Below are 24,196 nucleotides of genomic sequence, written 5' to 3'. Positions count from 1 at the left end.
CGTTCCGCTGCCACGGACTTGCACTATGTCTCCATCGATCTGCGGCTGTCGACTGACGGCGTTTCTATTGACGGCTTTGATGACCCTGACGCCCGTGTTGGCGTTCGAAGTCGGCGACCGAGTGACCTTTTCTCGCGCCGGATCATCCGGCGAAGGTGTGGTGTCGGACGTTCGCGGCGGTGGCAAATTTTTGGTCATCGAAGTCGACAACGGCGGCCGAAAATCGAAAGTCGTCGTACTGGCGTCTCAGGCCAAAGCGTCGGCTTCGGCACCCGCGGCGGATGATTCGATGCGGATGTGGACCGATGCATCGGGTTCGTTCAGCGTGAAAGCGACCTTGGTCGAACAGTCGGCGACGATGGCAACGCTCCGCAAGGAAGACGGTCGGGTGATCAACGTTCCGATCGAAAAGCTGTCCATCGGCGACCAGGAATACTTGGCCCTGATGGACACGGCCGATCCGAATCCGTTCGCCGGCGGCACGAGCATGCCCGCGACCGGTTCGTCTTTTGCACCCAGCAGCAATGGCGGTGCGTCGCCGTCGCGTTCGTTCGGCGGTGTGGCTCAGTTGTCCGTCCCACAGGCCGTGAAACTGCCCGAAGGCAAAAAGCTGTTGCTGACCAACATGAGCCCCCCGGCGTCGATCCAAGCGGACACCACACCGTACGACTTTTCCGCTTTGGGCAACGCCGCGTTGAACGTGACGAAAAAAGAGTTTCGCGAAGACATGACGCGGCCGTTCATCGTCGGCAGCGACGGGTCCACGCTGGCGTGTTGTCTGAAATCCAGCTGGTCGAACAATGACAAGTTCACCAAAGTCTTTCGCATCGACGGACGTCGTGGCTCGGCCCAACAAGTCGCCGAATGCACGGGCCGTTCGTTCGGGATCGCGTCGGCGGATCCTGGGACCGGTGACGCCCTGATCATCTTTGACGCGGCCCAGGGCACCCAATCCAGCGGCCTTGGCATCATGACCGGCCTGACCGACGGGTCGCCCCGCATCGCGATGACTTGGGACATGTTCCCCGGCGATTCCAACAAGAAAGACTACGTGCGTTATCGACGCGTGCTTCCCGGCGGCATCGCCGTGGTGGTCTATGGCCAAACCATCCGCGTGATCAACTATCGCAATCGATCCACGGTCTGGACCTGTGCCCAAACGATGTTCAACGAACCCGCCGTTTCGGCCGGCGGACGATACACCGCCGTTGCCGATACCACCGGCGAACAAATCGCGATCGTCGAAACCGCGACCGGTCAACAAATCGGTTCGGTCCCGTGTGGAAAAATCGGCTCGGTATCGATGGGCTTTTCCCCCGACGCCAAACGCATCGCCTTGTCCGAAGGCAACAAGGTCCGGGTGTTCGAAGTCGCCACCGGCGAAGTCTTGCTGGAACACGAGGCCAATGTGCCACTGTCCAAACACGGCGGCCAGTTGCCTTGGTACGGTCAATCGTTCCTGCTGTTACCGACCGGGCCGGTGTTAAGCCTGAAACGCAACCTGATCGTTTGGAACTATCAAATGCAGGGAGAGCCCATCGAATACGCCGACCGAATTTTCGAAGGCCTGTACCCGGTGGTCAACGATGGCAGTGTGGGCATCGTTCGTTTGCCACATGAAAAGGCGATCGAAGCGGCGGATCGCGAAGTCGGTGATTTGGCCGCCGTGTCACAGGGTGATTCGATCGCGGTGAACGTGACAGGATCCGGCCCCGGTGCAACGACGAATCAAATCCGCAGCTGGATCGAAGCGGCGATTGAAAAAGCGGGCTACCGCGTCGCATCCGATGCACCGACGAAGCTGAACGCTTCGGTGACTCGTGGCAAAACCGAAGAACGTTCCTATCGAGAGTTCGGAAACTTCGGGACCACCGAAGTGAAGTTCACACCCTACATCAGCAAGGTGGATGTGGTTCAGGGCAGCGATACCCTGTGGACTCGCAGCAGTCGCAGCAGCATGCCGTTCTTCGTTCGCGGCGACAAAACACTGAAGCAGATCGCTCGCGAAAACGAAAAACCCAACACCGGCGTTTTCGAGAACATGGAGTTGCCCGAACAGATTCTGAAACTGGAATACCAAAAAGGCTTCGGCAACAGCATGGTTTCCATCCAAGGCATCCGCGACATGTAAAGCATGGTGATGCCGAACGTGATAGCGTCGGGTTGAGTCCGCAAAACGCAATTCACGCCCCCTTCTGATTTTCACCCTCCCTCCGGGAGGGTCGAGCCTTAGCGAGGGGAGGGTGCGCCGGCAGAAGAACCCTCCCCGGAATCTCGTTCCTCGATCCCGACCCTCCTGGAGGGAGGGTGAATCTAAACGGCAAATGCCGATTCAAGCCGCCGCGGCTGGCGCATCATCCGGCCATCCAAGCCGGCTTGTAGCTCAGCCCCAAGTTCAAAATCCGCTGCAGCAACTGTTCGTAATTCACACCGCCGGTTTCAGCAGATTCCGCAAAATCTTCCCCGTATTCGATGTTCGGATTTGCATTGGATTCGATCACATAGATCTCGCCTGACGGACTGAGTCGCAGATCCATCCGAGCGTAACCGCTCATGTGCAGCGCCCGATAAACGCGTTTGCAAACCTTGGCGATTCGGGCTTGCATGGCATCGTCCAAGTCGGTGGCCGCGTGAGTGGTGATGCCGTGTTTTTCCTGGTACTTGTGATTGAACTTGACGTGTTGCGTCGCAATCTTCGCCATCTCCTCCGGCATTTTGCCGAAGTCCATTTCCCAGGCGGGAAACGTTTGAAGCCGTTGGTTGCCGATCACGCCGACGTAAAGCTCGCGACCTTCGATGTACTGTTCGGCGATCGCGTCATCGCCCGTCTTTTCATGGATAAAGTTGACGCGTTCGGCCAACTGTTGGTCGGTTTGAACGATCGATGCTTGGCTGATTCCGAAACTGGCATCTTCAATGACCGATTTGACAAACAGGGGAAACGTCAAACGTTTGGGCCGGTGAACGATGCGGCCTTTGGGAAAAACGGCGAAACGTGGTGTCGGGATGCGGTGATACGACAAGATCTTTTTCGACAGCGCCTTGTCTTTGCTCAGCAACAGCCCTCGGGGATTGCATCCCGTGTAGGCTTGCTGCATCAGTTCCAAATAACTGATGATCGCAAAGTCATAGATCGCGACGCCGTGGAATTCTTCCAACAGCATGAACGTGATGTCAGGACTCTGTTCCAGCAACGCCTTTCGGATCGGGCCCAGATCGTCATACACGCCCAGCGGAATGACCTCATGTCCCAGACACCGCAGGGTTTCGCAAACGTCGAATTCCGCTTTCCAGGCGTCCAGTTCTTTTTCCGTGACGCCGTCCAATGTGTCCGGCGGAACGTGGCCTTCACGGACCAACAGCAGGATTCGAAGTTTACGCATCTTGCAACCGATCAAACCACGACGCGATGTCGTCCTTCGTGCATGAAATGAGTCGTCCGCACGGCGACCAGGATCATCGCATCCCGCTTGACGTCCTCCGCGGGTCCGCCGACACGCAACTCCATTTCTCGGCAGCGTTCGATCATTTCCTGGATCACTTGGTCGATCGTGTAGGTGTATTCGCCGGTCCAACGAGCCACCACGCGACGAATTTCGCCGCGCACCTTGCTCAGGAACGCGGCCGCCGTGGGGGCACGGCGCGAACTGATGGATCCGTCGAACAGGCGACGCAGATCGGCATCGTAGACGCTGGGGATGTCCAAACCGTAATGTCGACGCTTGGAAGCATAGTGTTCACGCAGGGTTTTGCGAATCCTGGATAGCGGTTCGTCGGCGCGACGCGATGTCACGACCGGTTTGGTGCCCGCCACGGACTTCATGAACCGGTCGACTTGTTCCAGCTTCTTCAGTGCCGGCCAGTCCTTGTACGTCGCACGCCAACGCGACCCGGGACGCAGCCAGACGGCAAAGGTTTCCGCGAAATCCTCCAGCGGATGAGCTTGGGCGTACCACATTTCCAGGTGCAGCACATAGTCACGGCTGGACGGCATCGGCTGGTAATATTCACGATACGGCTGGGAAACCCGGCCAAAGACACGACGAAACGCGGCTTTGCGTCGCAGTCGGTATGCCGTATCGATCGCGTGACCGGCTTCGTGACGCAGAATCTTCATGCACCACTGCTTCGTACCGCCTTCGACCTCCAGCAACTGCTGGCGTTCCAGCCGCATCAGCCGCGGGTGGGCCAGATAGAACGGGATCGCGATCCCCGGGATGCCGTCGGGGCTGTACCAATCGTCGCTCAGCCAACAATGCGGGCGGAATGTAATTCCACGCTGGGCCAATTCGTCATAAAGCTGATCGACGCGTTCCTGAAGCGGGGTGTCTTTCAGCTTCAGCGGCAACTCGCACACTCGGAGATCCAGCAAGTCGTCGTCGCTCATCCTGGCGAGATTCAACTTACGCTTGGGCATCAGCAATCCGAGGCGGTGATGTTCGATCAGGCGGCAAGTGCCGGGCGCACGAAACGCATGTCCGTCGCGTCGGCAAAGACTTCACCGCAAAGTGTATTCACAACAGTGAATCCGATCCACGTTTTTGCAGCTCGGCAACCGCTTCGCGGACACGTTCTTCGGCATTCTTGTGTGCCACCAACGTTGCGTCCTTGGTTTGAACGATCACCAAGTCTTCCACGTCGATGGTCACAATCGTGTGATCGGGGTCACCGTGCACAATCGTCCCGCCGGTGTCGATACCGATATGGTTGGCGACGACGGTGTTGCCGTGATCATCCGGCTCGTGCAAGCGAGACAGCGATTGCCAGCTGCCCAAATCGTCCCAAGGAAACGGCGCTTCGATGACGACGACGTTCGGGTGACGTTCCATCACCGCATAGTCGATTGACGTGCCGTCGATGGCCGTGAACTCACGTTCCAAAACATCGGCATAATCGGGTCGGCCAATGGCATCGGCGATCGTTTGCAGGTGACCGTGCATGTCGGGCTGGTGTCGGGCCAACGCGTCGCGGATCAGCGAAGCTCGCCACATGAAAATCCCGCTGTTCCAATAGAATTCGCCCGTCGACAGGTAATCCTCGGCCGTCGCACGACTGGGCTTTTCACGGAAACGTTTGACGTAAAAGGCTTTGCCGCCCACCGCCGCGATCGGCTCGCCACGATGGATATATCCGAACGATTCGGCCGGATACGTCGGCCGGATCCCGAACGTCACGATGCGATCGGGGTCTTCGTCGATCAACCGCTGTCCGGCCTGGACGGCGTCACGAAAGGCCGCGGGGTCGGCGATCACGTGGTCCGACGGCATCACCAACATCGTGGCGTCTTCGTCATCGTGGGACACCAGCGCCGCCGCCAGCCCGACACACGGGGCCGTGTCGCGTTTGCAAGGTTCGCCGACCACGTTTTCCGGCGGCAAATCGGGCAACTGTTTGCGAATCTCATCCACCAAGACTTGGTTGGTGATGACGCGTTGGCGTTGCGGCGGCACCAAGTCGCCCAGACGGTCCAGCGTGGACTGGATCATCGTTCGCGGCCCGGCCAGATTCAGCAACTGTTTGGGCTTATGCTTTCGGCTTGCGGGCCAAAAACGAGTGCCGCTTCCTCCGGCCATGATCACAGCGTGCAGCATGGGTCAATCGAATTTCGTAGATGATGGAAATGTGAATGGCCGTCGGGCGAACCGGCCGGCATCGGGGCCGCCAGCGGATCACGTTTGGGGTCCGACCCGCAGCAAAACGCTCGCGGACAGCAATCTACAAAAATTTTTGCTAAGAAACCGCCACCCTGATCGTTGTTCTGATCGCCGGAGGGGATTTCGCCCCGTGTCTCCGGCCAGCCACCGTCTTTTCGTGTCCACCGAATCTTGAACCGAAAAAGAATGAACGCGAGCGATTTTTCGGAAGATTCCATGGAATCCATCGTCGACCGTTTCGAACGGCCGCTGCTGGCTTACGCCACCCGCATGATGCGCGGCGACCGGCAATCGGCCCAAGACGCGGTCCAGGAAACATTCCTGCGACTGTGTCGCGCCGATCGACGCAAAATCCGATCCCGATTGGCGGCTTGGCTGTTCTTCGTCTGCCGTACCCGAGTGATCGATATGCAACGAACCAAGTCCCCCCAGCCCATCGAAGCGTTCGAAACGACGCTTCCCGATCCAGGCCCACCCGCCGAACAACTGGCCGATGAATCGGAACAATGCGACCGCTTGGCCGCGATGATCGACCGGCTAAGCGATCGCCAACAAGAAATCTTGCGACTCCGCATGCAAGGCGGCCTGTCCTATCGCGAAATCGCCGAAGTCACCGGGCTGACGGTCAACAACGTCGGCGTCCAACTGCACACCGCCGTCCGCAACCTGCGTCAAGCCTTCGCGACGCAGTGAACCGCCGCTGACAACGCGTCGGTCGCCACGACGCCGCCTATCCAATCGCCCGCGGCAATCACCGATGCGGGCCATACCACAAAACAACACCACACCCAGTCGATCCGATGTCTGAACACACACCAAACCAACCCGATTTTGAATCGTCCGGCCAACAAGCCTGGGATGATCCCCGCGTGACTGCCTATGTCTTGGGCGAAATGTCCGACGAAGACAAACAAGCCTTCGAAGCCGAAATGTCCGGCAACGAATCGCTGTCGGCCGCCGTCGAAGAAGCCAAAGCCGTCACCGGTGGCCTGGAACACTTCTATGCCGAATTGTCCGATGCCACCGACGGCCTGGACGCCGATCGTCGCGACGCGATTCGCAAAGAAGCCGCCATCGCCCCCGCAACGGACACGAATGCCAGCGACACCGGCGGCCCAGGTTTCTGGCGCCAGCACGGCGTCACACTGGCCGTCGCCGCGTCGTTGCTGTTGGTCGTCGGCGGCTTGGTGGCGTACCCCAGCGTCCAGTCCGCTCGTCGTCAGGTCGCCATGACCGATGCCGAAACCGCCGGTGAATTTGCTGCCGATGAGTACGCCGAAGCGGAGATGCGATTCGACGACATGGCAGTCGATGAAGAAGGGTTGTACGAAATCCAAGAAAGCGGCGATGTCACGATCGCTGCGGTTCCCGAGCTGGGCATGATCGTGCAACAAGATGAATCATCGCGGTTGTCCACCGTCGCCCCGGCCGACCGTGAATCGGATTCGCTTCGGCGTTCCAACCGACCGTCCAAACAACTTGCCGATTTCGCACAAAACGAATCGCCACAATCCGGAAGCGCCGTCGACCATCCCTTCGGTGACGTAGAATCCAAAGTCACCCAGAAACTGAAACTGGACGCCGATTCGTATGGCGACAATGCCGACTTTGCCGTCCCCGATCGCGTTGCACGCGGTATCACGCCGATGCAGCGTGGACAAGAAACCAGTGGTCCCGCACCGACGTCCGAATCGAAAACTCGCGTTCTGGGACGTGAACCATCGGCCGGAAAACCTGTTGCCAGCCAACCAGCCGCCGGCCAACCGGTCGCCGGTACCCCAGTGGCGGGCGGCGCTTACGGAGGCGCAAGGATCGCCGGGGACAAGGTTCGGTTTCGATCCGAGGACGGTACGAACCTTAGCCTGGGTGTGACACCGCGGATCATGATCGAGGCCGAAGAAGAGCCCGCGCAGCTGGGATTCGGCATGGACACTCCCGAAGGCACCGGTCCCGGGTTCAGTGGTGATCGCTTTGAACCGATCACCGACAACCCCTTCAAGCGTGTCGACGAACATCCGCTGTCGACGTTCAGCATCGACGTCGACACGGCCAGTTACAGCAAGATCCGCAGCTATCTGAATTCCGGGCGACTGCCACGGCCCGACGCCGTTCGCATCGAAGAAATGCTGAACTACTTCGATTACGCCTACGCGGCACCCCGCGACGACGCGGCGCACCCGTTTGCCCACCGCGTGGCCGTGATGGACTGTCCATGGAATGAAAAACACATGCTGGCTCGGATCGCCATCAAAGGCAAAGAGATGAAGCCCGAGCAGCGTCCCCGATGCAACTTGGTGTTCCTGCTGGACACCAGCGGATCGATGAACCGGCCCAACAAACTGCCGTTGGTCCAAGAAGGCATGAAGATGCTGATCAAAGAACTGAACGACGATGACCGCGTCGCGATCGTGACATACGCCGGATCCGCCGGCCTGGTGTTGGAAAGCACACCAGCATCCAAGAAGCGAAAGATTCGTCGCTCGCTGACTCAATTGTCCGCCGGCGGCAGCACCAATGGTGGCCAAGGCATCGCGTTGGCCTATCAAACGGCTCGTGAACACTTCATCAAAGACGGCGTCAATCGAGTCATCCTGTGCACCGACGGCGACTTTAATGTCGGCACGACCGGCACCGACGCCCTGGTATCGATGGTCGAACAGGAATCCAAAGGCGGCATCTTTCTAACCGTGATGGGATTCGGCATGGGCAACCATAACGATTCAATGATGGAACAGATCAGCGGCCGCGGTAACGGCAACTACGCTTTCATCGATACCGAAAAAGAAGCCCGTAAGGTCTTGGTCAATCAAACCAGCAGCACGTTGGTGACCATCGCCAAGGACGTGAAGATTCAAGTCGAATTCAACCCGTCCGCGGTCTCATCGTATCGCTTGATCGGTTATGAGAATCGCGTCTTGGCCAAAGAAGACTTTAACGATGACAAGAAAGACGCCGGGGAAATCGGAGCGGGTCACGCTGTGACAGCCTTGTATGAACTGGTGCCCGCCGGTGTGGAAGCCGACGCGTTGCCGCCCAAGGTCGATCCGCTGAAGTACCAGGCCAACGTGCAACCGAAGGAAGACGCCGAGTCCACCGGTGAATTGATGACGTTGAAGCTTCGTTACAAGCAACCCGACGGTGACACCAGCACCCTGGTCGAAACGCCGGTCAAGTCAGACATCAAGACGTCCTTTGCCCAGGCCGATGACGATGCACGATTCGCCGCCGCGGTGGCCGGATTCGGCATGCAGCTTCGCCGCAGCGAATACAAAGGATCCTGGACGATGCCCGATGTGATCGCAACGGCCAAAGATGCCAAAGGCGAAGACGTCAGCGGGTTCCGATCCGAAATGATCAAGCTGGCCACCAAAGCCGGAGATCTGATGGGCGAATGAGGATCTTGGTCAGTCTGGTTTTTGATCATCCTCATCGTCGCTAGCCGCAAGTTGGCCGTTTCGCCCCCCTGACTTCACCCTCCCGCTCCGCGGGAGGATCCGCCAGACACTACTTTCGCGGAGCGAAAGGCGACGATGTACCTGAGCCGCAAGGCGCTAGCCGCGGGTTCTGCGGTTTCGGCAATGCACCCGACGCTGGCATGTTCGCCTCAGACATGAAATTCACCCTCCCGCTCCGCGGGAGGGTCGGGATCGAGGAACGAGATCCCGGGGAGGGTTCTTCCAACAGCGCACCCTCCCCTCGCTAAGGCTCGACCCTCCCAGAGGGAGGGTGAAGCGAGTCCGACTCAATCGTTCATCCGGCCACGCCGAACGTGAATCCATCGCCGTTGTAGTCGACTTGGACCGTGGCCCCTTCCGGATACGACGACTTCAACAGCGCAGTGGCCAACGGGTTTTGGACTTCACGCTGAATCACACGCTTCAGCGGCCGAGCCCCGTACAGCGGATCAAACCCGACTTCGGCGATTCGGTCGACCGCGGCATCGGTAACGCTCAGGTGCAATTCGTTGTCTTCCAAACGACGATTCAATCCGGTCAATTGCAAGCGAACGATTTGACGAATCTCATCTCGCTTCAGCGGATGGAAGATGACAATGTCATCGATCCGGTTCAAGAATTCCGGCAAGAACCTTGCCTTCAAAGCTTCTTGCACCGCGGCTTGCATTTCCTCCTCGTCGCCACCTTCCTCGGTGACCTTCTGAATCACCTGGCTGCCGACGTTGCTGGTCATCACCACGATCGTGTTGGTAAAGTCCACCGTTCGGCCATGGCCGTCGGTCAAGCGACCGTCGTCCAAGACTTGCAACAAGATGTTGAACACATCCGGGTGCGCCTTTTCGGTTTCGTCCAACAGAATCACCGAATAGGGGCGACGACGGACCGCTTCGGTCAGCTTTCCGCCTTCTTCATAGCCCACGTATCCGGGAGGTGCGCCGATCAAACGCGCCACGCTGTGACGTTCCATGAATTCCGACATGTCGATGCGGATCATGGCTTGTTCGTCGTCGAACAACACGGTCGCCAGAGCCTTACAAAGCTCAGTCTTGCCGACTCCGGTGGGTCCCAGGAACAGGAAACTGCCGATCGGTCGATTCGGATCCTGCAAACCGCTGCGGCTACGACGCACCGCATCGCTTACCGCGCCGACCGCTTCGTCCTGGCCGATCACCCGTGTGTGCAACCGTTCTTCCATCACCAACAACTTGGCCCGTTCGGTTTCCATCATTCGGCTGACGGGAACCCCGGTCCAGTGGCTGACGACTTCGGCGATTTCTTCGTCGGTGACTTCCTTGCGGATCAGACGCCGCTTTTCATCACCGGCATCGTCGCCATCGTTTTGCTCGTCGGATTCCCGAGATTCCTGTTCTTCGATTCGCTTTTCCACGTCGCGCAGCGCCGACTGGACCTCCAGCATCTCGCGATACAGGTCTTCGGGGTTTTCGCCACGCAGTTGTTTCTCTTTCGCCTCGGCGTCCAATGTCGCGAAACGATGCTGAAGCCGCTCGGCTTCCTGGCGGACCGATTGCACGTCATCCAGACCAAGCTTTTCCGCTTCCCATTGTTCGCGCAGACCGGCCAACTCGTGCTTGACCGATTCCATTTCCTGCTCGACTTCTTCGCGATTCTTGACCGCGGATTCGTCGTTCTCGTCGACCAATTGACGATGCGCCAATTCCAACTGTCGCAGTCGTCGTTGCAGTCGATCGATTGGTTCGGGAACGCTTTCCTTCTCCATCGCCAAGCGGCTGGACGCTTCATCGACCAAATCAATCGCCTTGTCCGGCAGGAACCGGTCGGCGATGTATCGATGCGAAAGATTCGCCGCGGCGACCAACGCGTTGTCGGTGATCCGGACTCCGTGGTGCGATTCGTACCGAGGCTTCAAGCCGCGCAGGATCGCAATCGTGTCTTCGACCGTCGGTTCGCCGACATAGACGGGTTGGAATCGTCGTTCCAGTGCGGCATCTTTTTCGATGTGCTGTCGATATTCATCCAGTGTTGTCGCTCCGATGCAACGAAGCGCACCGCGTGCGAGTTCCGGCTTCAGCAGGTTTGCCGCATCGGCGCTGCCCTCGGCATTGCCGGCACCGACGACCAGGTGAAGTTCATCGATGAACAGGATCACCTGTCCGCCGCTGTCCTTGACTTCGCGCAAGACGGATTTAAGACGTTCTTCGAAGTCACCGCGGAATTTCGCGCCGGCGACCAGCGCGCCCATGTCCAGACTGATGACCTTTTTGCCTTTCAGACTTTGCGGCACATCGCCTTCGAAGATCCGCAGTGCCAACCCTTCGGCGATGGCGGTTTTTCCGACGCCGGGTTGGCCGATCAGCACGGGGTTGTTCTTCGTCCGACGTGAAAGCACTTGAATGACGCGGCGAATTTCGTTGTCGCGTCCGATGACCGGATCCAGTTTGCCTTGGCTGGCCAGTTCGGTCAGATCGATACCGTACTTTTGCAAAGCCTGGTATGTGTCTTCGGCATTTTGGTCGGTAACGCGAGCACTGCCGCGCACCTCGCTCATCGCTTTGAGAATCTCGTCGGATGAAACGCCCGACAGCTTCAGAAGGTTCTTGGCCTTGCATTCCGCTTTGGCCAATCCCATCAGCAGGTGTTCGGTGCTGATGTATTCGTCCTTCAGGTTGGCCGCTTCGTCGGCGGCGGTGTTGAAGGCATTTTGCAGCGTCGCACTGATCCCGGGCTGTCGCCCGCCGGACGCTTTGGGAAGTTTTTCCAGTTCGCTGCGGACCATTTCGGCCAGCTGATTCACATCGACGTGAATCTTCTGCAACATGGGTCGCGTGATGCCGTCGGTTTCCGACAACAACGCGGACAACAAGTGCAGCGAATCGATTTCGGGGTTGCCCGCCGACGCCGCCATGCCTTGAGCTTCGGCGACGGCGGCTTGGGCCTTATGAGTCAGTTTGTCAAAACGGAATGTCATGATCGCCTGTGGGGGTTGTTGGAAGAGTCACGGGTTGGGGTGGACTTGGCATCGCAGTGAGGGGCCGGGGAGCGGCAACGGGCGTTGCACACCCGTTACCTGCAACCCGTTGTCTTCCTCCCAGCGATCAGTCCTTGACCTCGAAATCCGCGTCGATCGCGTCGTCGTCACCATCGTTGTCCGCGGCGGCTGACGCACCGGCGGCGGGATCCGCATCGGCGGCACCGGCATCCGCACCGGCCTTTTCGTACAGCACTTTGCTGAACGCTTGGCTGGCGGCATCCAGTTCGTCGGTGGCGGCTTTGATCGCGGCGGCATCATCACCTTCGGCGACCTTCTTGACCTTTTCGATGGCCTGATTCATCGGCGCCTTGTCATCGTCGCTCAGCTTGTCCTCATGTTCCTTCATCAGTTTTTCAAGCTGATAGACCTGCTGGTTCGCCTTGTTTTTCGCTTCGACCAATTCGAACTGACGGCGGTCTTCATCGGCGTTGGCTTCGGCGTCTTTGCGCATCTGTTCGATGTCATCGTCGCTCAGTCCGCCGCTGTCCTTGATCTCGATGTTCGCTTCCTTGCCGGTCTTCAGTTCCTTGGCCGATACATTCAGGATACCGTTCTGGTCGATGTCGAATTTGACTTCGATTTGCGGAACACCACGTGGTTGCGGCGGGATGCCTTCCAAGTTGAATTCGGCCAACAACCGGTTGGCGGTGGCCATCTTTCGTTCGCCCTGGAACACACGTACGGTGACCGCGGTTTGATTGTCCGCGGCGGTGCTGAAGACGTTCTTCTTTTCCGCCGGAACAGTCGTGTTGCGTTCGACCAAAGCGGTCATCACGCCGCCTTCGGTTTCGATCCCCAGGGTCAGCGGGGTCACGTCCAGCAACAGAACGTCGGTCCGGTCACCGGCCAAAACGCTGCCCTGGATGGCGGCACCGACGGCCACGACTTCGTCAGGGTTGACGCCTTGGTGTGGTTCTTTGCCGAAGATCTTTTGCACCATTTCGCGGACCTTGGGCACGCGGGTGCTACCACCGACCAGAACGATTTCGTCGATGTCGCTGGGTTTCATGCCGGCGTCTTCCAACGCTTGCATCACCGAGGGGCGACACTTTTCGACCAGTTCGTCGATCAGTTCTTCGAACTTGCTGCGCGTGATCTTCATCGTCAGGTGCTTCGGTCCCGACTGGTCCATCGTGATGAACGGCAGGTTGATGTCGGTTTCCGGCAGCGTGCTAAGTTCCTTTTTGGCCTTTTCGCAGGCTTCTTGCAGCCGTTGCAGGGCCATCGGATCGTTACGCAGGTCGATGCCGTTTTCCTTTTGGAATTCCGACGCGACGTAGTTGATCAGTTCTTCGTCAAAGTCATCGCCGCCCAAGTGCGTGTTACCGCTGGTGCTGATGACTTGGAAGACGCGGCTTTCCTGTTCTTCATCACCGCTGTCGGCAACTTCCAGAACGGAAACGTCGAAGGTACCACCACCAAGGTCAAAGACGATGATCTTTTCGTCCTTCTTCTTGTCCATGCCATAAGCCAAGGCGGCCGCGGTCGGTTCGTTGATGATCCGTGCGACTTCCAGACCGGCGATTTGACCGGCATCCTTGGTGGCTTGACGTTGGGCGTCATTGAAATAAGCCGGGACCGTGATGACGGCCTTGTTGACCTTGTGGCCCAAGTAAGACTCGGCCGATTCCTTCAGTTTGCGAAGCACTTTCGCGCTGATTTCTTGCGGCGTGTATTCCTTGTCGCCGACGCCGATCTTGACGTATTCGCCGGCGCCACCGGAGATCGAATACGGCACCATCTTTTCTTCGGATTCGACTTCGCTGTGTCGCCGCCCCATGAAACGCTTGACCGAGTACACGGTGCGTTTCGGGTTGGTGACCGCTTGGCGACGTGCGGGTTCGCCGACGATCGTGTCTTCTTTGTCGGTGAACGCGACGACGCTGGGCGTCAGCCGGTTGCCTTCGGGGTTGGGGATGACCTTCGGCTCGCTGCCTTCCATCACGGCCACGACGCTGTTGGTCGTGCCGAGGTCGATGCCGATGATTTTTTCGCCTTGTGACATATCTCTGGGATTCCTTCGCGTCTGGTGTTTGCGTTCGCCGTCGCGTTGACGTGGATTGCGTGGACGTATCTGCGTTGACGGGCTTGTCCGCGTTGACATGCTTGCGTGAACGCTCGCCGCCGCCGGGGTCGCGAATCTGGCCATCGCGACGCGGTTTTGGCGGGACGATGGTGTCTAAGGCAACTGCCGTGCCAGAGCCTAAAAATGGGGATTTTCGGCACGCTAATCCCCCCAAACCCCCGCATTTTTGACAGTCTCGTCACATCCGGGCTTTTCGGCCCAAATCGGGCCTTGCCAATTTGACACTCCCGGCGGTCTGGCAACACGTCGTGGGTTTGCCGTTGTCCCATTGGCCGATGTCTTACGCGAATCCGACCACGGGGTTACGATGCGCGGCGATCCGCTCCGGGTCGCCTACGCCCAACCGCCAGCCCACGCAAAACGCCCCCATCCCACGGTTTCGGCATGCCATCGGACAACATCGCCGCCATCGACACCCAGATCGCACAGCTGATTCGCCGCCGCGGGCAATTGGTCACCGGCGGGGATGCCGAGATCGACGCGGCGTCGGTGGACGCGATCCAGCGACACATCCGCAGCGTCTGTGATGCACTGCTGCGTCCGACCAACGTCTGTTTTTTGGGACCGCAGTTCAGCTACAGCCACTTGGCCGCCATCAAATACTTTGGCGACGCGGCCCAGTTCACCCCCGTGGCATCCATCGCCGCGGTCTTTGATGCCGCCCGCCGTGACCCGAAATCGCGGGGCATCGTCCCGATCGAAAACAGCACCGACGGTCGCGTCGTGGACACCCTGGGGCGGATGATCCATTGCGACGTTTCGATCATCGGCGAAGTCGCGTTGCCCATTCATCACAACTTGATGTCCAAGACGCCACGCGGCGAGATCACCGAAATCCACAGCAAGCCGCAAGCGTTGTCGCAGTGTCGCCGCTGGCTGGCCGACCAAATGCCCGACGCACGTTTGGTGGAAACCAACAGCACCGCAGGCGCCGCCCAATTGGCCGCCCAACGCCCCGGTGTCGCGGCGGTCGCCAGCTTCGAAGCCGGCCGACAATACGACCTGAACATCGTTGCCAAGAACATCGAAGACAATCCCAACAACGTGACACGTTTCGTCATCTTGGGACACGACGCGCCGATGCCAACCGGCAACGACAAGACATCGTTGGTTTGCCAAGTCCTTCATCAACCCGGCAAGCTGGCCGACTTGATGACGACGTTCAAAACGCACGAGCTGAACATGACCTGGATCGAATCATTCCCGATCCCCGGCCGGCCCAACGAGTACTTTTTCTTCATCGAATTTGACGGTCATCGCGATGACGCAAACGTCAAAGACGCGTTGGAACAATTGGAACGCCAGGCCAGCGAGTTGAAGATCTTGGGGTCGTACCAAAAAGGCGATCCCGCGCTTTCATGATGACGCCATCGTTTCGTTACCAACTTTGACGCCCACCGTTTTTTCATCCTTCCGCCATCCCCGCTAACCCCACCTGGATTCGCATGAGCTATACGTATCAAGACATCGCCAAGATGATCGACCACTCGTTGCTGCAACCGTTCTTGACCACCGACGAATTGGATGCGGGCATCGAGTTGGCCAAAACGTTCGATGTGGCCAGCGTTTGCATCATGCCTTACTACCTGAAACGCTGTGCGGAAATGCTTGACGGCACCACCGTGAAAGCGTCGACCACGATCGGGTTTCCCCACGGCGGGCACACCACGGCGATCAAAGCGGCCGAGGCGCAAAAGGCGATCGACGACGGTTGTGAAGAACTGGACATGGTCGTCAACATTTCCAAAGTCCTCAGCGGCGATTGGGACTATGTTCAAAAAGACATCGCCGCGGTGATCGACGTGGCCCATGCAGCCGGCCAGAAGGTCAAAGTCATCTTTGAAAACTGCTATCTGGAAAACGATCACATCACCAAGCTGTGTGAAATCTGTGGTGAAGTCAAAGCCGACTGGGTCAAAACATCGACCGGATACGGCACCGGCGGCGCGACGATGGAAGACCTGACACTGATGCGTCAAAGTTCCCCGGCAGAAGTCCAAGTCAAAGCGGCCGGCGGCGTTCGCGATTTTCCGACGCTGTTGCAGGTCCGCGAAATCGGTGTGACTCGCGTCGGCGCCAGCCGCACCGCGGAAATCCTGAACCAGTGTCGTCAAGAACTTGGCATGCCGACCATCGAAGCCAAGGCGTCCAGCGGCGGATACTAATCATCGCGGCACGCGGCGCGCTTGATCGATCCGTCGGCGTGCGGCTGCGCGGCTAGGCTTCCACCACGCTGCGGTAGTAATCGATGCTGCGTTTCAAACCTTCGGCCATCGAAACCGACGGTTCGAACGTCAAACGGTTTCGCGTCTCCGACACGTCGGCCAGCGAATCACGGACGTCGCCGGCACGCGGCGGTTGATGAATCGGCGTGATCGTTTCGCCCAACAGTTCTTGCAACGTGTCCAACAGTTCCAACAACGTCGTCCGTTGTCCGCGGGCGACGTTGAACACGCCGCCGGCCACCCCGTCGACCGTTGCCGCCAACAAATTGGCTTTGGCCACGTCGCCGACGTACACAAAGTCACGCGACTGCAAGCCGTCGCCATAGATGATCGGCGATTCACCGGCCAGGATCATGGAAACAAACCGTGGAATCACGGCGCTGTATTCGCTTTGCGGATCTTGTCGCGGGCCGAACACGTTGAAGTATCGCAGCACGACGGTTTCCATGCCGAAACCTTGATAGAAGGCTTGGCAATACGCTTCGGACGCCAACTTTGCCGCCGCATAGGGCGAAAGCGGTGACACCGGATCGGATTCACGTTTCGATACAAACGTGGAATTTCCATACGCCGCACTGGTGGATGCCAACACCAATCGACGGACACCCGCGGCTTGACCGGCGTTCAACAACTCAACCGTGCTGGTCGCACACCAGGCGTGACAAAGGGCCGGTTCCCGCATGCTGCGTGGCACACTGGCCATCGCGGCTTCGTGAAAAATCACATCGACATCGGCGACGGCCGTTCGAACGACATCCGGATCAGACGCATCGCCGGTGATGAATTCAAAATCTTCGCGACCGACCAAGTGTTCGACGTTCGTGCGAAACCCGGTGCTTAAGTTGTCCAGCACGCGAACCTTGGCACCGACATCGATCAACGCGTCACACAGATGCGAACCGATGAAGCCCGCACCGCCGGTCACCAAAGCCAGCTTTCCCCGCAATTGATCGATAGACATCGTCGAACCGTCCCGCACCGCGTTTGAACCGTAAATGTGACCCTGAAAGATGGCATATCGCCACGGGTCGTGCGGCGGGAAGTCTAAGCGATCAGGCGAATAATTCCATCACCGGTTTTCCCACGCCGTCGCGGGTGACATAAAACGGACGACCTTCCACATCAAATCCGGTGCGCGGGCTGATTCCCATCGCACGCATGATCGTCGCGTGCAGATCCGTCACGGTGACGGGGTTTTCGATCGCCAGCAACGGACGCTGCGGGGCCGTCGCGCCGTACAAAAACCCTTTCTTCATCCCGCCGCCGAACATGACCACGCTGGTTCCGCCGGTGAAGTGGCGGTGCAGCCCGTAGTGCTGGGGCTCGGTCACCGATTCTGTTTTTACGGTCGCTTGATCGCGCGCCGTCGATCCGGGGACACCTTCAACGATCGCATCACGACTGAATTCGCTGGCCACAATCACCAATGTGCGGTCCAGCAACCCTTTGGATTCCAAGTCTTGAATCAGCGTCGCGATCGGACGGTCGATTTCCTGGTGCAACCGATCCACCGTCGCGTGACCGTCTTTGTGAGTATCCCAGTGCAGGAAAGGCACATACTCGGTCGTGACTTCCACAAATCGACAGCCGGCTTCGACCAGTCGACGTGCAAGCAGACATCCGCGACCGAATCGGCCGGTGTCATAGCGCTCGTAACTGTCCTTGGGTTCGGCGTGGATGTCGAAGGCTTGGCTTTTCGAACTGCTGAGCAATCGATACGCCCGGTCCAGGGATCGCAGCATCGATTCGCGATGATCATCGCTGATGTTTTCGCTTGCCGGCCCACTGCGCAGCAATTGCTGGAACAACTGCTGACGCTCGGCAAACCGACGACGATTCATCCCTTTCGGCGGTGCGACCGCGGCGGCGGCCTGCTCGGGGAACGGCAGATTCATCGGCCCAAATTCGCTGCCAAAGAATCCTCCCGTCGTGAACGCTTTCAGTTCTTCCTTTTCACCCACACCTTCCAAACGCTGGCCGATGTTCACGAACGCGGGCATCACCGGGTCGACCGGGCCCAGCACCTTCGCCATCCAAGCCCCCAAGTGCGGCGCGGCGACGGTTTGCGGCGGCACATAACCGGTATGCCAGTGGTATTGGTGCCGGGAATGCAAAATGTGTCCCAGATCCGGCTGGACCGCCGAACGAATCAACGTCGCACGATCCATGACCCCGGCGATGTTCTCCAAGCCTTGGCAAATCTTGATGTCGTCCACGGCCGTGTCGATGGCCGGAAACGTGCTGACCATCCGGTCGACGGGCATGCCTTTTTCAAAGGGCGCATACGTCTTGGGATCAAACGTTTCCGGTGCCGCCATGCCGCCCGCCATCCACAACAAGATGCAATGGTCAGCGGTTGGCTCGGGTTGGTCGATCAAGTCATGTTCGGCGGCCAAAGCACGCGCCGTCGGTGCGGCCAGTGTCGCAGCCGAAGCGGCGGCCAACGATTTCAAAAAGTCGCGTCGTTGACGTTGCCGTTCCATCGATGCGGAATCCTGCGTCCAGTCTTGAATCATCGCACGTACCAAAATTCGGGTTGAACGATCACGGCCCACAAGAAATCCGCCAAGCCATCGTCCGTCGGCTGATCTCCCAACGAATCAAGCACCACTTGGCGTTCGCGCGACGTCGCATGCCGTGCGAAACAAGTCAGGTACACATCGTCAATCAATCGTTCCCCATCGATGTCCGCTGACGGGCCGCGATATTGATCGAGCAATCGGCTGGCGCCCTGCCGCAGACGCTGGGCCAACGTCGGATCATTCGCAAGCGTCAAGGCTTCCAATGTCGTCACATCACTCGGCCGTGACGTCACGATCTGGTCACGATTGGGACGCCCGAGCGACCGTTGCAGCGAATCGGCCTTGACCAAAGACGCCCGTACACGGTCCGCATCTCGTTGCACCGGAGCGTCTGCCTTCTTTGGCGTCTGGCCGGTGATTGTCCCGATCGCGTCGACAAACTGTTCCGCCGTCAAACGCTTGGCCACCGGTCCGCGAAACACAAACGCATCGCCTTCGCCGTCAGCCGAACCGGCATCGATCACCGTTTGGCAGCGATAGATTCGCGAGGTCGTGATCAGACGCAGGGTTCCCTGAAGATTGTATCCACGACGCACAAAATCGCCGGCCAAGTAGTCCAACAGGTCGTGGTCCCAAGGCGGCGTCTGCATCGCATCGGTGGGATGGATCAATCCCCGGCCCATCAACTGAGCCCACAAACGATTGACGATCGTCCGTGAAAATCGCCCATTGGATTCGGCCGTCATCAGCCCCGCCAATCGGCGAAGCCGCGCCCCGCGATCGGCCTGTGGATCGATTTCGCCCATTTCAGGATAGATCCACGCCGCCGATGCCACCGCACCGGTCGGCTTGTCGCAACGGTACATCGCCAACGGCTTGTCGGCATAAACCGCGGCCAGCGAATAGGCGTCGCCCAACGTCCAACGGTCGATGAAGCTGTCATGACAGGACGCACATTTCATATTGATGCCCAGCAACGCCTGCGACACGCTTTGCGAAAACTGGATCGGCAATGACTGTCCCGCGCTGACTTCGCCACGCCACTTGATTCCATTGATGAACCCGGCACTGGAATCGCCCGGCGGGTTGATCAACTGACGAACCATCTGGTCATACGGACGATTTTCCAACAGCGCCTGGTACAGCCATCCGCTGATTTGCGTGCGACCTTTGGTGATGAACCCGGTGCCCTCATAGTCATTGCGCAGCAAGTCGTTCCAAAACGTCAGCCAATGATCCGCATATCCCACCCGGTCGTCCGCCAAACGCTGGATCAGCCGTGTGTGTTTCTGTGGGGACGTGTCGGCAAGGTAGTCGGTGGTCTCTTGGGCCGACGGCAATCGCCCGACCCAATCCAGCATCGTTCGACGCAGCAACGTGGAATCATCGGCGGCATCGGGCCAACGAACCTCGTGTTGCTGAAAATACCGGCCGACCAATTGATCGATGGGATGATCGCCAGATGGTCCGGGCAATGAAACGGATTTCAAACGCAGCGGCAATTCCGGCTTCGCTTCGCCGAACTGGAATCCGGCTTGCCAGGCAACGCCCTGATCAATCCAGTCGATCAGGACTCGGATTTCACTGGCCGACAATCTCGAACGATCCGGCGGAGGCATCCGCATGTCGGGATCGTCGGTGATCAAACGTTCGACCAGCACCGACGCATCGGCATCGCCCGCTTCAATGACTCCGGATTCCAATGCCAATGACCGAGAATTGAAGTTGAATCCGCCTTCGGCCTCATCGCCTGTGTGACAATCGGCACAGTGTTGTCGCAGGACCGGAACCACGTCGTGGGAAAAATCCACGGCCGATGCGTTCAGGCCGGCGAAGCCCAACATTGCGACGATGGAAGCCGCCCCACGCACGGCGGCCACACGGATCGATAACCAAGAATTGCGAACTTTCATGGCTTCGATTTTAACTGGTCGATCGACCGTCGGCGCCGAACAGGCCGAAAGACGGTGGACGCTTAGCCCACCGATGCGGAATACCAACCGTCATCATCGCGACGCACCGTGGTCGGAACCCTATACAACCGACTCAGACGGTCCGACGAAAGCGCATCGGCCTTGGAACCATCAAAAGCGATACGACCGGAATCGAGCAAGACGACGTGACCGATCGGCGGTGCGATCTCTTCCAAGGCGTGCGTGACCAGCACCAGCGTCAAGTCATGCATTGGCAGCATTTGCAACATCGTTTGCAGGAATTGGTGCCGCGCGGCCAGATCCAATCCGCTGGTCGGTTCGTCCAAAACCAGTACCGGGGGTCGGTGCACCAGACTGCGTGCGATCAGGGTCCGACGTCGTTCCCCTGTCGACAGTGTTTCCAAGCGGCGGTCGGCCAGGTGGTCCACGCCCACCGAGTTTGCCGCATGATCCGCGGCCTCTTTCATCGCCGGCGTCATGTGCGGTCCAAACGCCGACAACATCGTTGCGTTGAATCCGCTGTGGATCACGTCACGAACCGACATGCGTCCGCTGCGTCCCGACAGAAAGTCATGCTCCAACGACTGCGACACGATTCCCATCTGGCAGCGCAGCTGGTCCACCGGCCAATCCGATCGGCCCAAGATGCTGACCCCTCCCTGTGTCCCATCGTCATCGATCGAGGGATAAAACTGGCGGACCAACAGTTTCAACAACGACGTTTTGCCCGCTCCGTTGGGTCCCAGAATCGCGGTGTGCCGACCGACGGGGATGTCCAGATCAATCCGGTCCAAGATGCGCGTGTTTTCACGCCACACCGTGACCTGATCCAGCATTAACAATGACGACGCCGACGGTGTTCCGGCGGGACTGGGCTGATTCATTTGTCGTCGTCGACCACGTGACTGGGGACCACAAGCACTGGATGAGGGCTGCGCCGAATTCGATCTTGCGCAAAGCCTTGCCCGAATCGATCATCGACCTCCAGCGGCATGACCAACAATTGTTTGACGTTATCGTTCAGCGGATTGGGCGGCGCGACTTCGCCCGCTTGTGGCACCAAGCGATAAGCCAGCTTTCGCGCCGTCGCTGTTTTCAACATGGATCCGTGCAGTGCATGGTGCGACTTGGCCAACGCATCGCTGACCTGTTGTTCGCTTAACGTGCCTTCGGGATCCATCGCTTGGATGATCGATCGCAAGTTTTCAAACTGCTCCTTTTCCAACACCAAGTTCAAAGTGACCTGCGCCGACGGTCCCGCCAAGCCGAAACACCAAGCCGCCGCACGACTTTCGATATCGCATTCGCTGCCGACGACCAGGGCGATCCGCCCGACACATTCGTCCAGCCGTTGATCGTCGCGTCGGATGACCAGCGTCGGCACGCTGCACCGCGCCAGCAAGACATCCAGCACCGTTCCGATGCTGTCCACACCGATCTTGTCAAACGAACGACCGAACGGACTGGGCACGATCAGCATGTCCAGTTGATGATCTTTGGTCGCTTGCAGTATCCGTTCATAGGGTTCGTCACCGGTCGATTGAATCGGACGAGCGCCGCTGATCTGCTTGACCAATTCGTCGATCGGCACGAGTGGATCGGCCGACGAATCTGCCGTGTCGCTGCGCAAAAACTCACGCAGATCCAAGATCAGTGTTTCGACGTTGACCTGTTCACGCAGGTACTGGGCCGCGGCGATCGACGTCGCATCTTGTGGCGAACCGTCCAGCGCCAGCAAGATTCGGGCGGGTCGAACCGGAGTGATTTCCGGGGCCGGGCCGACCTGAGACCGTTCGAACATCCGCATCGATTCATCGACGTCGCGGTCCAAGGATTGACGGTTGGAATCAAACGCCATGGCTGGCAAGCTCCGGTAATAGATTCTGGCTTTCAAGCAACAGGATGTACACGATGGCGCCGGCCACCTGGATCAACATCACGCTGCCACCCAGCTTTAAAAACTGTCCCCAGCCGACGTGCACGCCGACCTCTCTTTTCAACGCGTAAATCGCGATCACACAACTGATCGACCCGATCGGTGTTCCATTGCCGCCCAGATTGCAGCAGATCACCAGCGTCCACCACAGCGGTTCGGCCGGCACCGATCCGCCGGAAATGTCTCGCACGATCGGAATCAAGGTGGCGGCCACGGGAATGTTGTCCACGATCGAACTGGCCACCGCCGAAAACACGCCCAACAGTGGAACCAGCAACGCCAGTCGGTTGCCCGAAACCGCGACCACCTGCTCGGCCACCCAAGCCAACGCGCCGGTTTGCTTGACGCATCCGATGATGACGAACAAGCCCATGAAGAACAGGATCACTGTCCAGTTGACTTTGCCGATCGCGTCTTCCACCCCTTTGCCGGCAAACAACAACGCGGCCGTCGCACCGACCATGGCGATGAAGTCCATGCCGACGCCCAGTTGTCCGGCCAACGCAAAACCGATCACGGTCACCAACAGAATGATCGCACTGCGAAACAGCACGCGTCGGTCTTCTACCAATGCCCACGGATCGAACGTTTCAATGCGTGCCTTCAAGTCTTCGCGTTGCTGGGGCGTCTGATGCCAAGGCAGATCATTGCGAAAGAAAAATCGCATCATCGCGACGGCAACGACCAGGCTGACCACCGCGTAGGGCAACGACACACGGATGAATTGCATGTACGGGATCATCGCCGCCGTCCCGATCATGATGTTGGGCAACCCGCTGGCGAACGTCGCGATCGCGCCGCTGTTGGCACAAATCGCGACGCTTAACAACAACGGCGTCGGCTTGTAGTCCAGCGACCGACAGATCACCAGCACCAGCGAACTAAGAATCAACATCGCCGGAACGATGGTCAGCACCGCGACGAACAAGAAGGTCACCGCACACAACGTGAAGTACAACGTTGACGCACCACCACCGGTCAAGCGGACGATCCACATGCCGATGAAGTGGAACAAGCCGCTGCGGCCGACGACATCCACCAAGATGCCCGTGCCGATGATGACCCCGAAAATATTCAGGTCTTCTTTGATGAATTCGTAGACCTTGGGATATTCGAACAACCCCAACGCGATCGACAACACGATCAGCACCGCGGCGCCGCACAACGCCGCGACGGTCTTGTGAAACCGCTCGATCGCGACGCCGACATAGGTGACCATCATCACGGCGGCGAACGACAGCATGACCCATTTGGGCGCCGGTTCGACCGCGGTTTCGGTCAGCGATGCGGCCAGCGCTAGGCCATCAAAAATACCGATGTGACGGGCAACCCCCACGGCCGCGACGTCAATGGGAACGTTCAGGTCCATCATGT

16 protein-coding genes are annotated in these 24,196 nt (G+C 58.8%); 5 read left to right on the top strand and 11 right to left on the bottom strand.

Annotated elements, in window-relative coordinates; all coding sequences use genetic code 11:
* Positions 1-25 precede the first annotated feature (25 nt).
* Positions 26-2,131 carry an SHD1 domain-containing protein gene (locus tag Mal65_RS10005; protein WP_145296736.1) on the top strand — a complete coding sequence of 702 codons (2,106 nt, stop codon included), beginning with the start codon at positions 26-28 and terminating at the stop codon, positions 2,129-2,131.
* A 223-nt stretch (positions 2,132-2,354) separates the two neighbouring features.
* On the opposite strand, the gene Mal65_RS10000 is transcribed toward Mal65_RS10005, so the two are convergent.
* From Mal65_RS10000 to Mal65_RS09990, 3 genes are all read right to left on the bottom strand, one after another.
* The gene (locus tag Mal65_RS10000; protein ID WP_145296733.1) at positions 2,355-3,383 is read right to left on the bottom strand and encodes a D-alanine--D-alanine ligase family protein; all 1,029 of its coding nucleotides are present in this window, start codon (positions 3,381-3,383) and stop codon (positions 2,355-2,357) included.
* 11 nt (positions 3,384-3,394) lie between these two features.
* Positions 3,395-4,417, bottom strand: a complete 1,023-nt coding sequence (locus Mal65_RS09995) for a putative zinc-binding metallopeptidase (protein WP_145296730.1) — start codon at positions 4,415-4,417, stop codon at positions 3,395-3,397.
* 97 nt (positions 4,418-4,514) lie between these two features.
* Entirely contained in the window at positions 4,515-5,591 is a 1,077-nt protein-coding gene (locus tag Mal65_RS09990) for a mannose-1-phosphate guanylyltransferase (protein ID WP_145296727.1), read from the bottom strand.
* A gap of 249 nt (positions 5,592-5,840) precedes the next feature.
* On the opposite strand from Mal65_RS09990, the gene Mal65_RS09985 reads away from it, so the two are divergent.
* Both Mal65_RS09985 and Mal65_RS09980 read left to right on the top strand, forming a co-directional pair.
* Entirely contained in the window at positions 5,841-6,347 is a 507-nt protein-coding gene (locus Mal65_RS09985; RefSeq protein WP_145296724.1) for an RNA polymerase sigma factor, read from the top strand.
* 107 nt (positions 6,348-6,454) lie between these two features.
* Complete coding sequence (locus Mal65_RS09980) at positions 6,455-9,049, top strand: YfbK domain-containing protein (RefSeq protein WP_145296721.1); 2,595 nt, start codon at positions 6,455-6,457, stop codon at positions 9,047-9,049.
* A gap of 355 nt (positions 9,050-9,404) precedes the next feature.
* Here Mal65_RS09980 and clpB read toward each other — a convergent pair whose 3' ends face one another.
* On the bottom strand, positions 9,405-12,056 hold the full coding sequence (clpB, locus tag Mal65_RS09975) for an ATP-dependent chaperone ClpB (RefSeq protein WP_145296717.1): 2,652 nt from the start codon (positions 12,054-12,056) through the stop codon (positions 9,405-9,407).
* Between the two features lie 127 nt (positions 12,057-12,183).
* Positions 12,184-14,124 carry a molecular chaperone DnaK gene (gene dnaK, locus Mal65_RS09970; protein ID WP_145296714.1) on the bottom strand — a complete coding sequence of 647 codons (1,941 nt, stop codon included), beginning with the start codon at positions 14,122-14,124 and terminating at the stop codon, positions 12,184-12,186.
* A gap of 465 nt (positions 14,125-14,589) precedes the next feature.
* Here dnaK and pheA point away from each other — a divergent pair, with 465 nt between their 5' ends.
* Both pheA and deoC read left to right on the top strand, forming a co-directional pair.
* Positions 14,590-15,567 (top strand): prephenate dehydratase, encoded by a 978-nt coding sequence (pheA, locus tag Mal65_RS09965; protein WP_145296711.1) that lies wholly within the window; start codon positions 14,590-14,592, stop codon positions 15,565-15,567.
* An 83-nt stretch (positions 15,568-15,650) separates the two neighbouring features.
* The gene (gene deoC / locus Mal65_RS09960; protein ID WP_145296708.1) at positions 15,651-16,370 is read left to right on the top strand and encodes a deoxyribose-phosphate aldolase; all 720 of its coding nucleotides are present in this window, start codon (positions 15,651-15,653) and stop codon (positions 16,368-16,370) included.
* A 52-nt stretch (positions 16,371-16,422) separates the two neighbouring features.
* Here deoC and Mal65_RS09955 read toward each other — a convergent pair whose 3' ends face one another.
* The 6 genes from Mal65_RS09955 to Mal65_RS09930 all read right to left on the bottom strand — a co-directional run bounded on the left by Mal65_RS09955 (position 16,423) and on the right by Mal65_RS09930 (position 24,065).
* Positions 16,423-17,391: an SDR family NAD(P)-dependent oxidoreductase gene (locus tag Mal65_RS09955; protein ID WP_145296706.1), complete on the bottom strand. Its 969-nt coding sequence runs from the start codon at positions 17,389-17,391 to the stop codon at positions 16,423-16,425.
* A 91-nt stretch (positions 17,392-17,482) separates the two neighbouring features.
* A complete protein-coding gene (locus tag Mal65_RS09950) occupies positions 17,483-18,946 on the bottom strand; it encodes a DUF1501 domain-containing protein (RefSeq protein WP_231131334.1) in 1,464 nt (487 codons plus the stop codon).
* Positions 18,943-20,865 carry a PSD1 and planctomycete cytochrome C domain-containing protein gene (locus Mal65_RS09945; RefSeq protein ID WP_145296701.1) on the bottom strand — a complete coding sequence of 641 codons (1,923 nt, stop codon included), beginning with the start codon at positions 20,863-20,865 and terminating at the stop codon, positions 18,943-18,945. Before Mal65_RS09945 ends, Mal65_RS09950 begins: the two co-directional genes overlap by 4 nt.
* A gap of 62 nt (positions 20,866-20,927) precedes the next feature.
* Complete coding sequence (locus Mal65_RS09940) at positions 20,928-21,770, bottom strand: ABC transporter ATP-binding protein (RefSeq protein WP_145296699.1); 843 nt, start codon at positions 21,768-21,770, stop codon at positions 20,928-20,930.
* The gene (locus Mal65_RS09935) at positions 21,767-22,744 is read right to left on the bottom strand and encodes an adenine nucleotide alpha hydrolase family protein (RefSeq protein ID WP_145296697.1); all 978 of its coding nucleotides are present in this window, start codon (positions 22,742-22,744) and stop codon (positions 21,767-21,769) included. Before Mal65_RS09935 ends, Mal65_RS09940 begins: the two co-directional genes overlap by 4 nt.
* Positions 22,734-24,065 (bottom strand): ArsB/NhaD family transporter, encoded by a 1,332-nt coding sequence (locus tag Mal65_RS09930; protein ID WP_390621968.1) that lies wholly within the window; start codon positions 24,063-24,065, stop codon positions 22,734-22,736. Before Mal65_RS09930 ends, Mal65_RS09935 begins: the two co-directional genes overlap by 11 nt.
* Positions 24,066-24,196: the final 131 nt, after the last annotated feature.

The organism is Crateriforma conspicua (genome assembly GCF_007752935.1).
In the GTDB taxonomy this organism is placed as follows: domain Bacteria; phylum Planctomycetota; class Planctomycetia; order Pirellulales; family Pirellulaceae; genus Crateriforma; species Crateriforma conspicua.
This window is presented reverse-complemented; position numbering and strand designations above follow the sequence as displayed.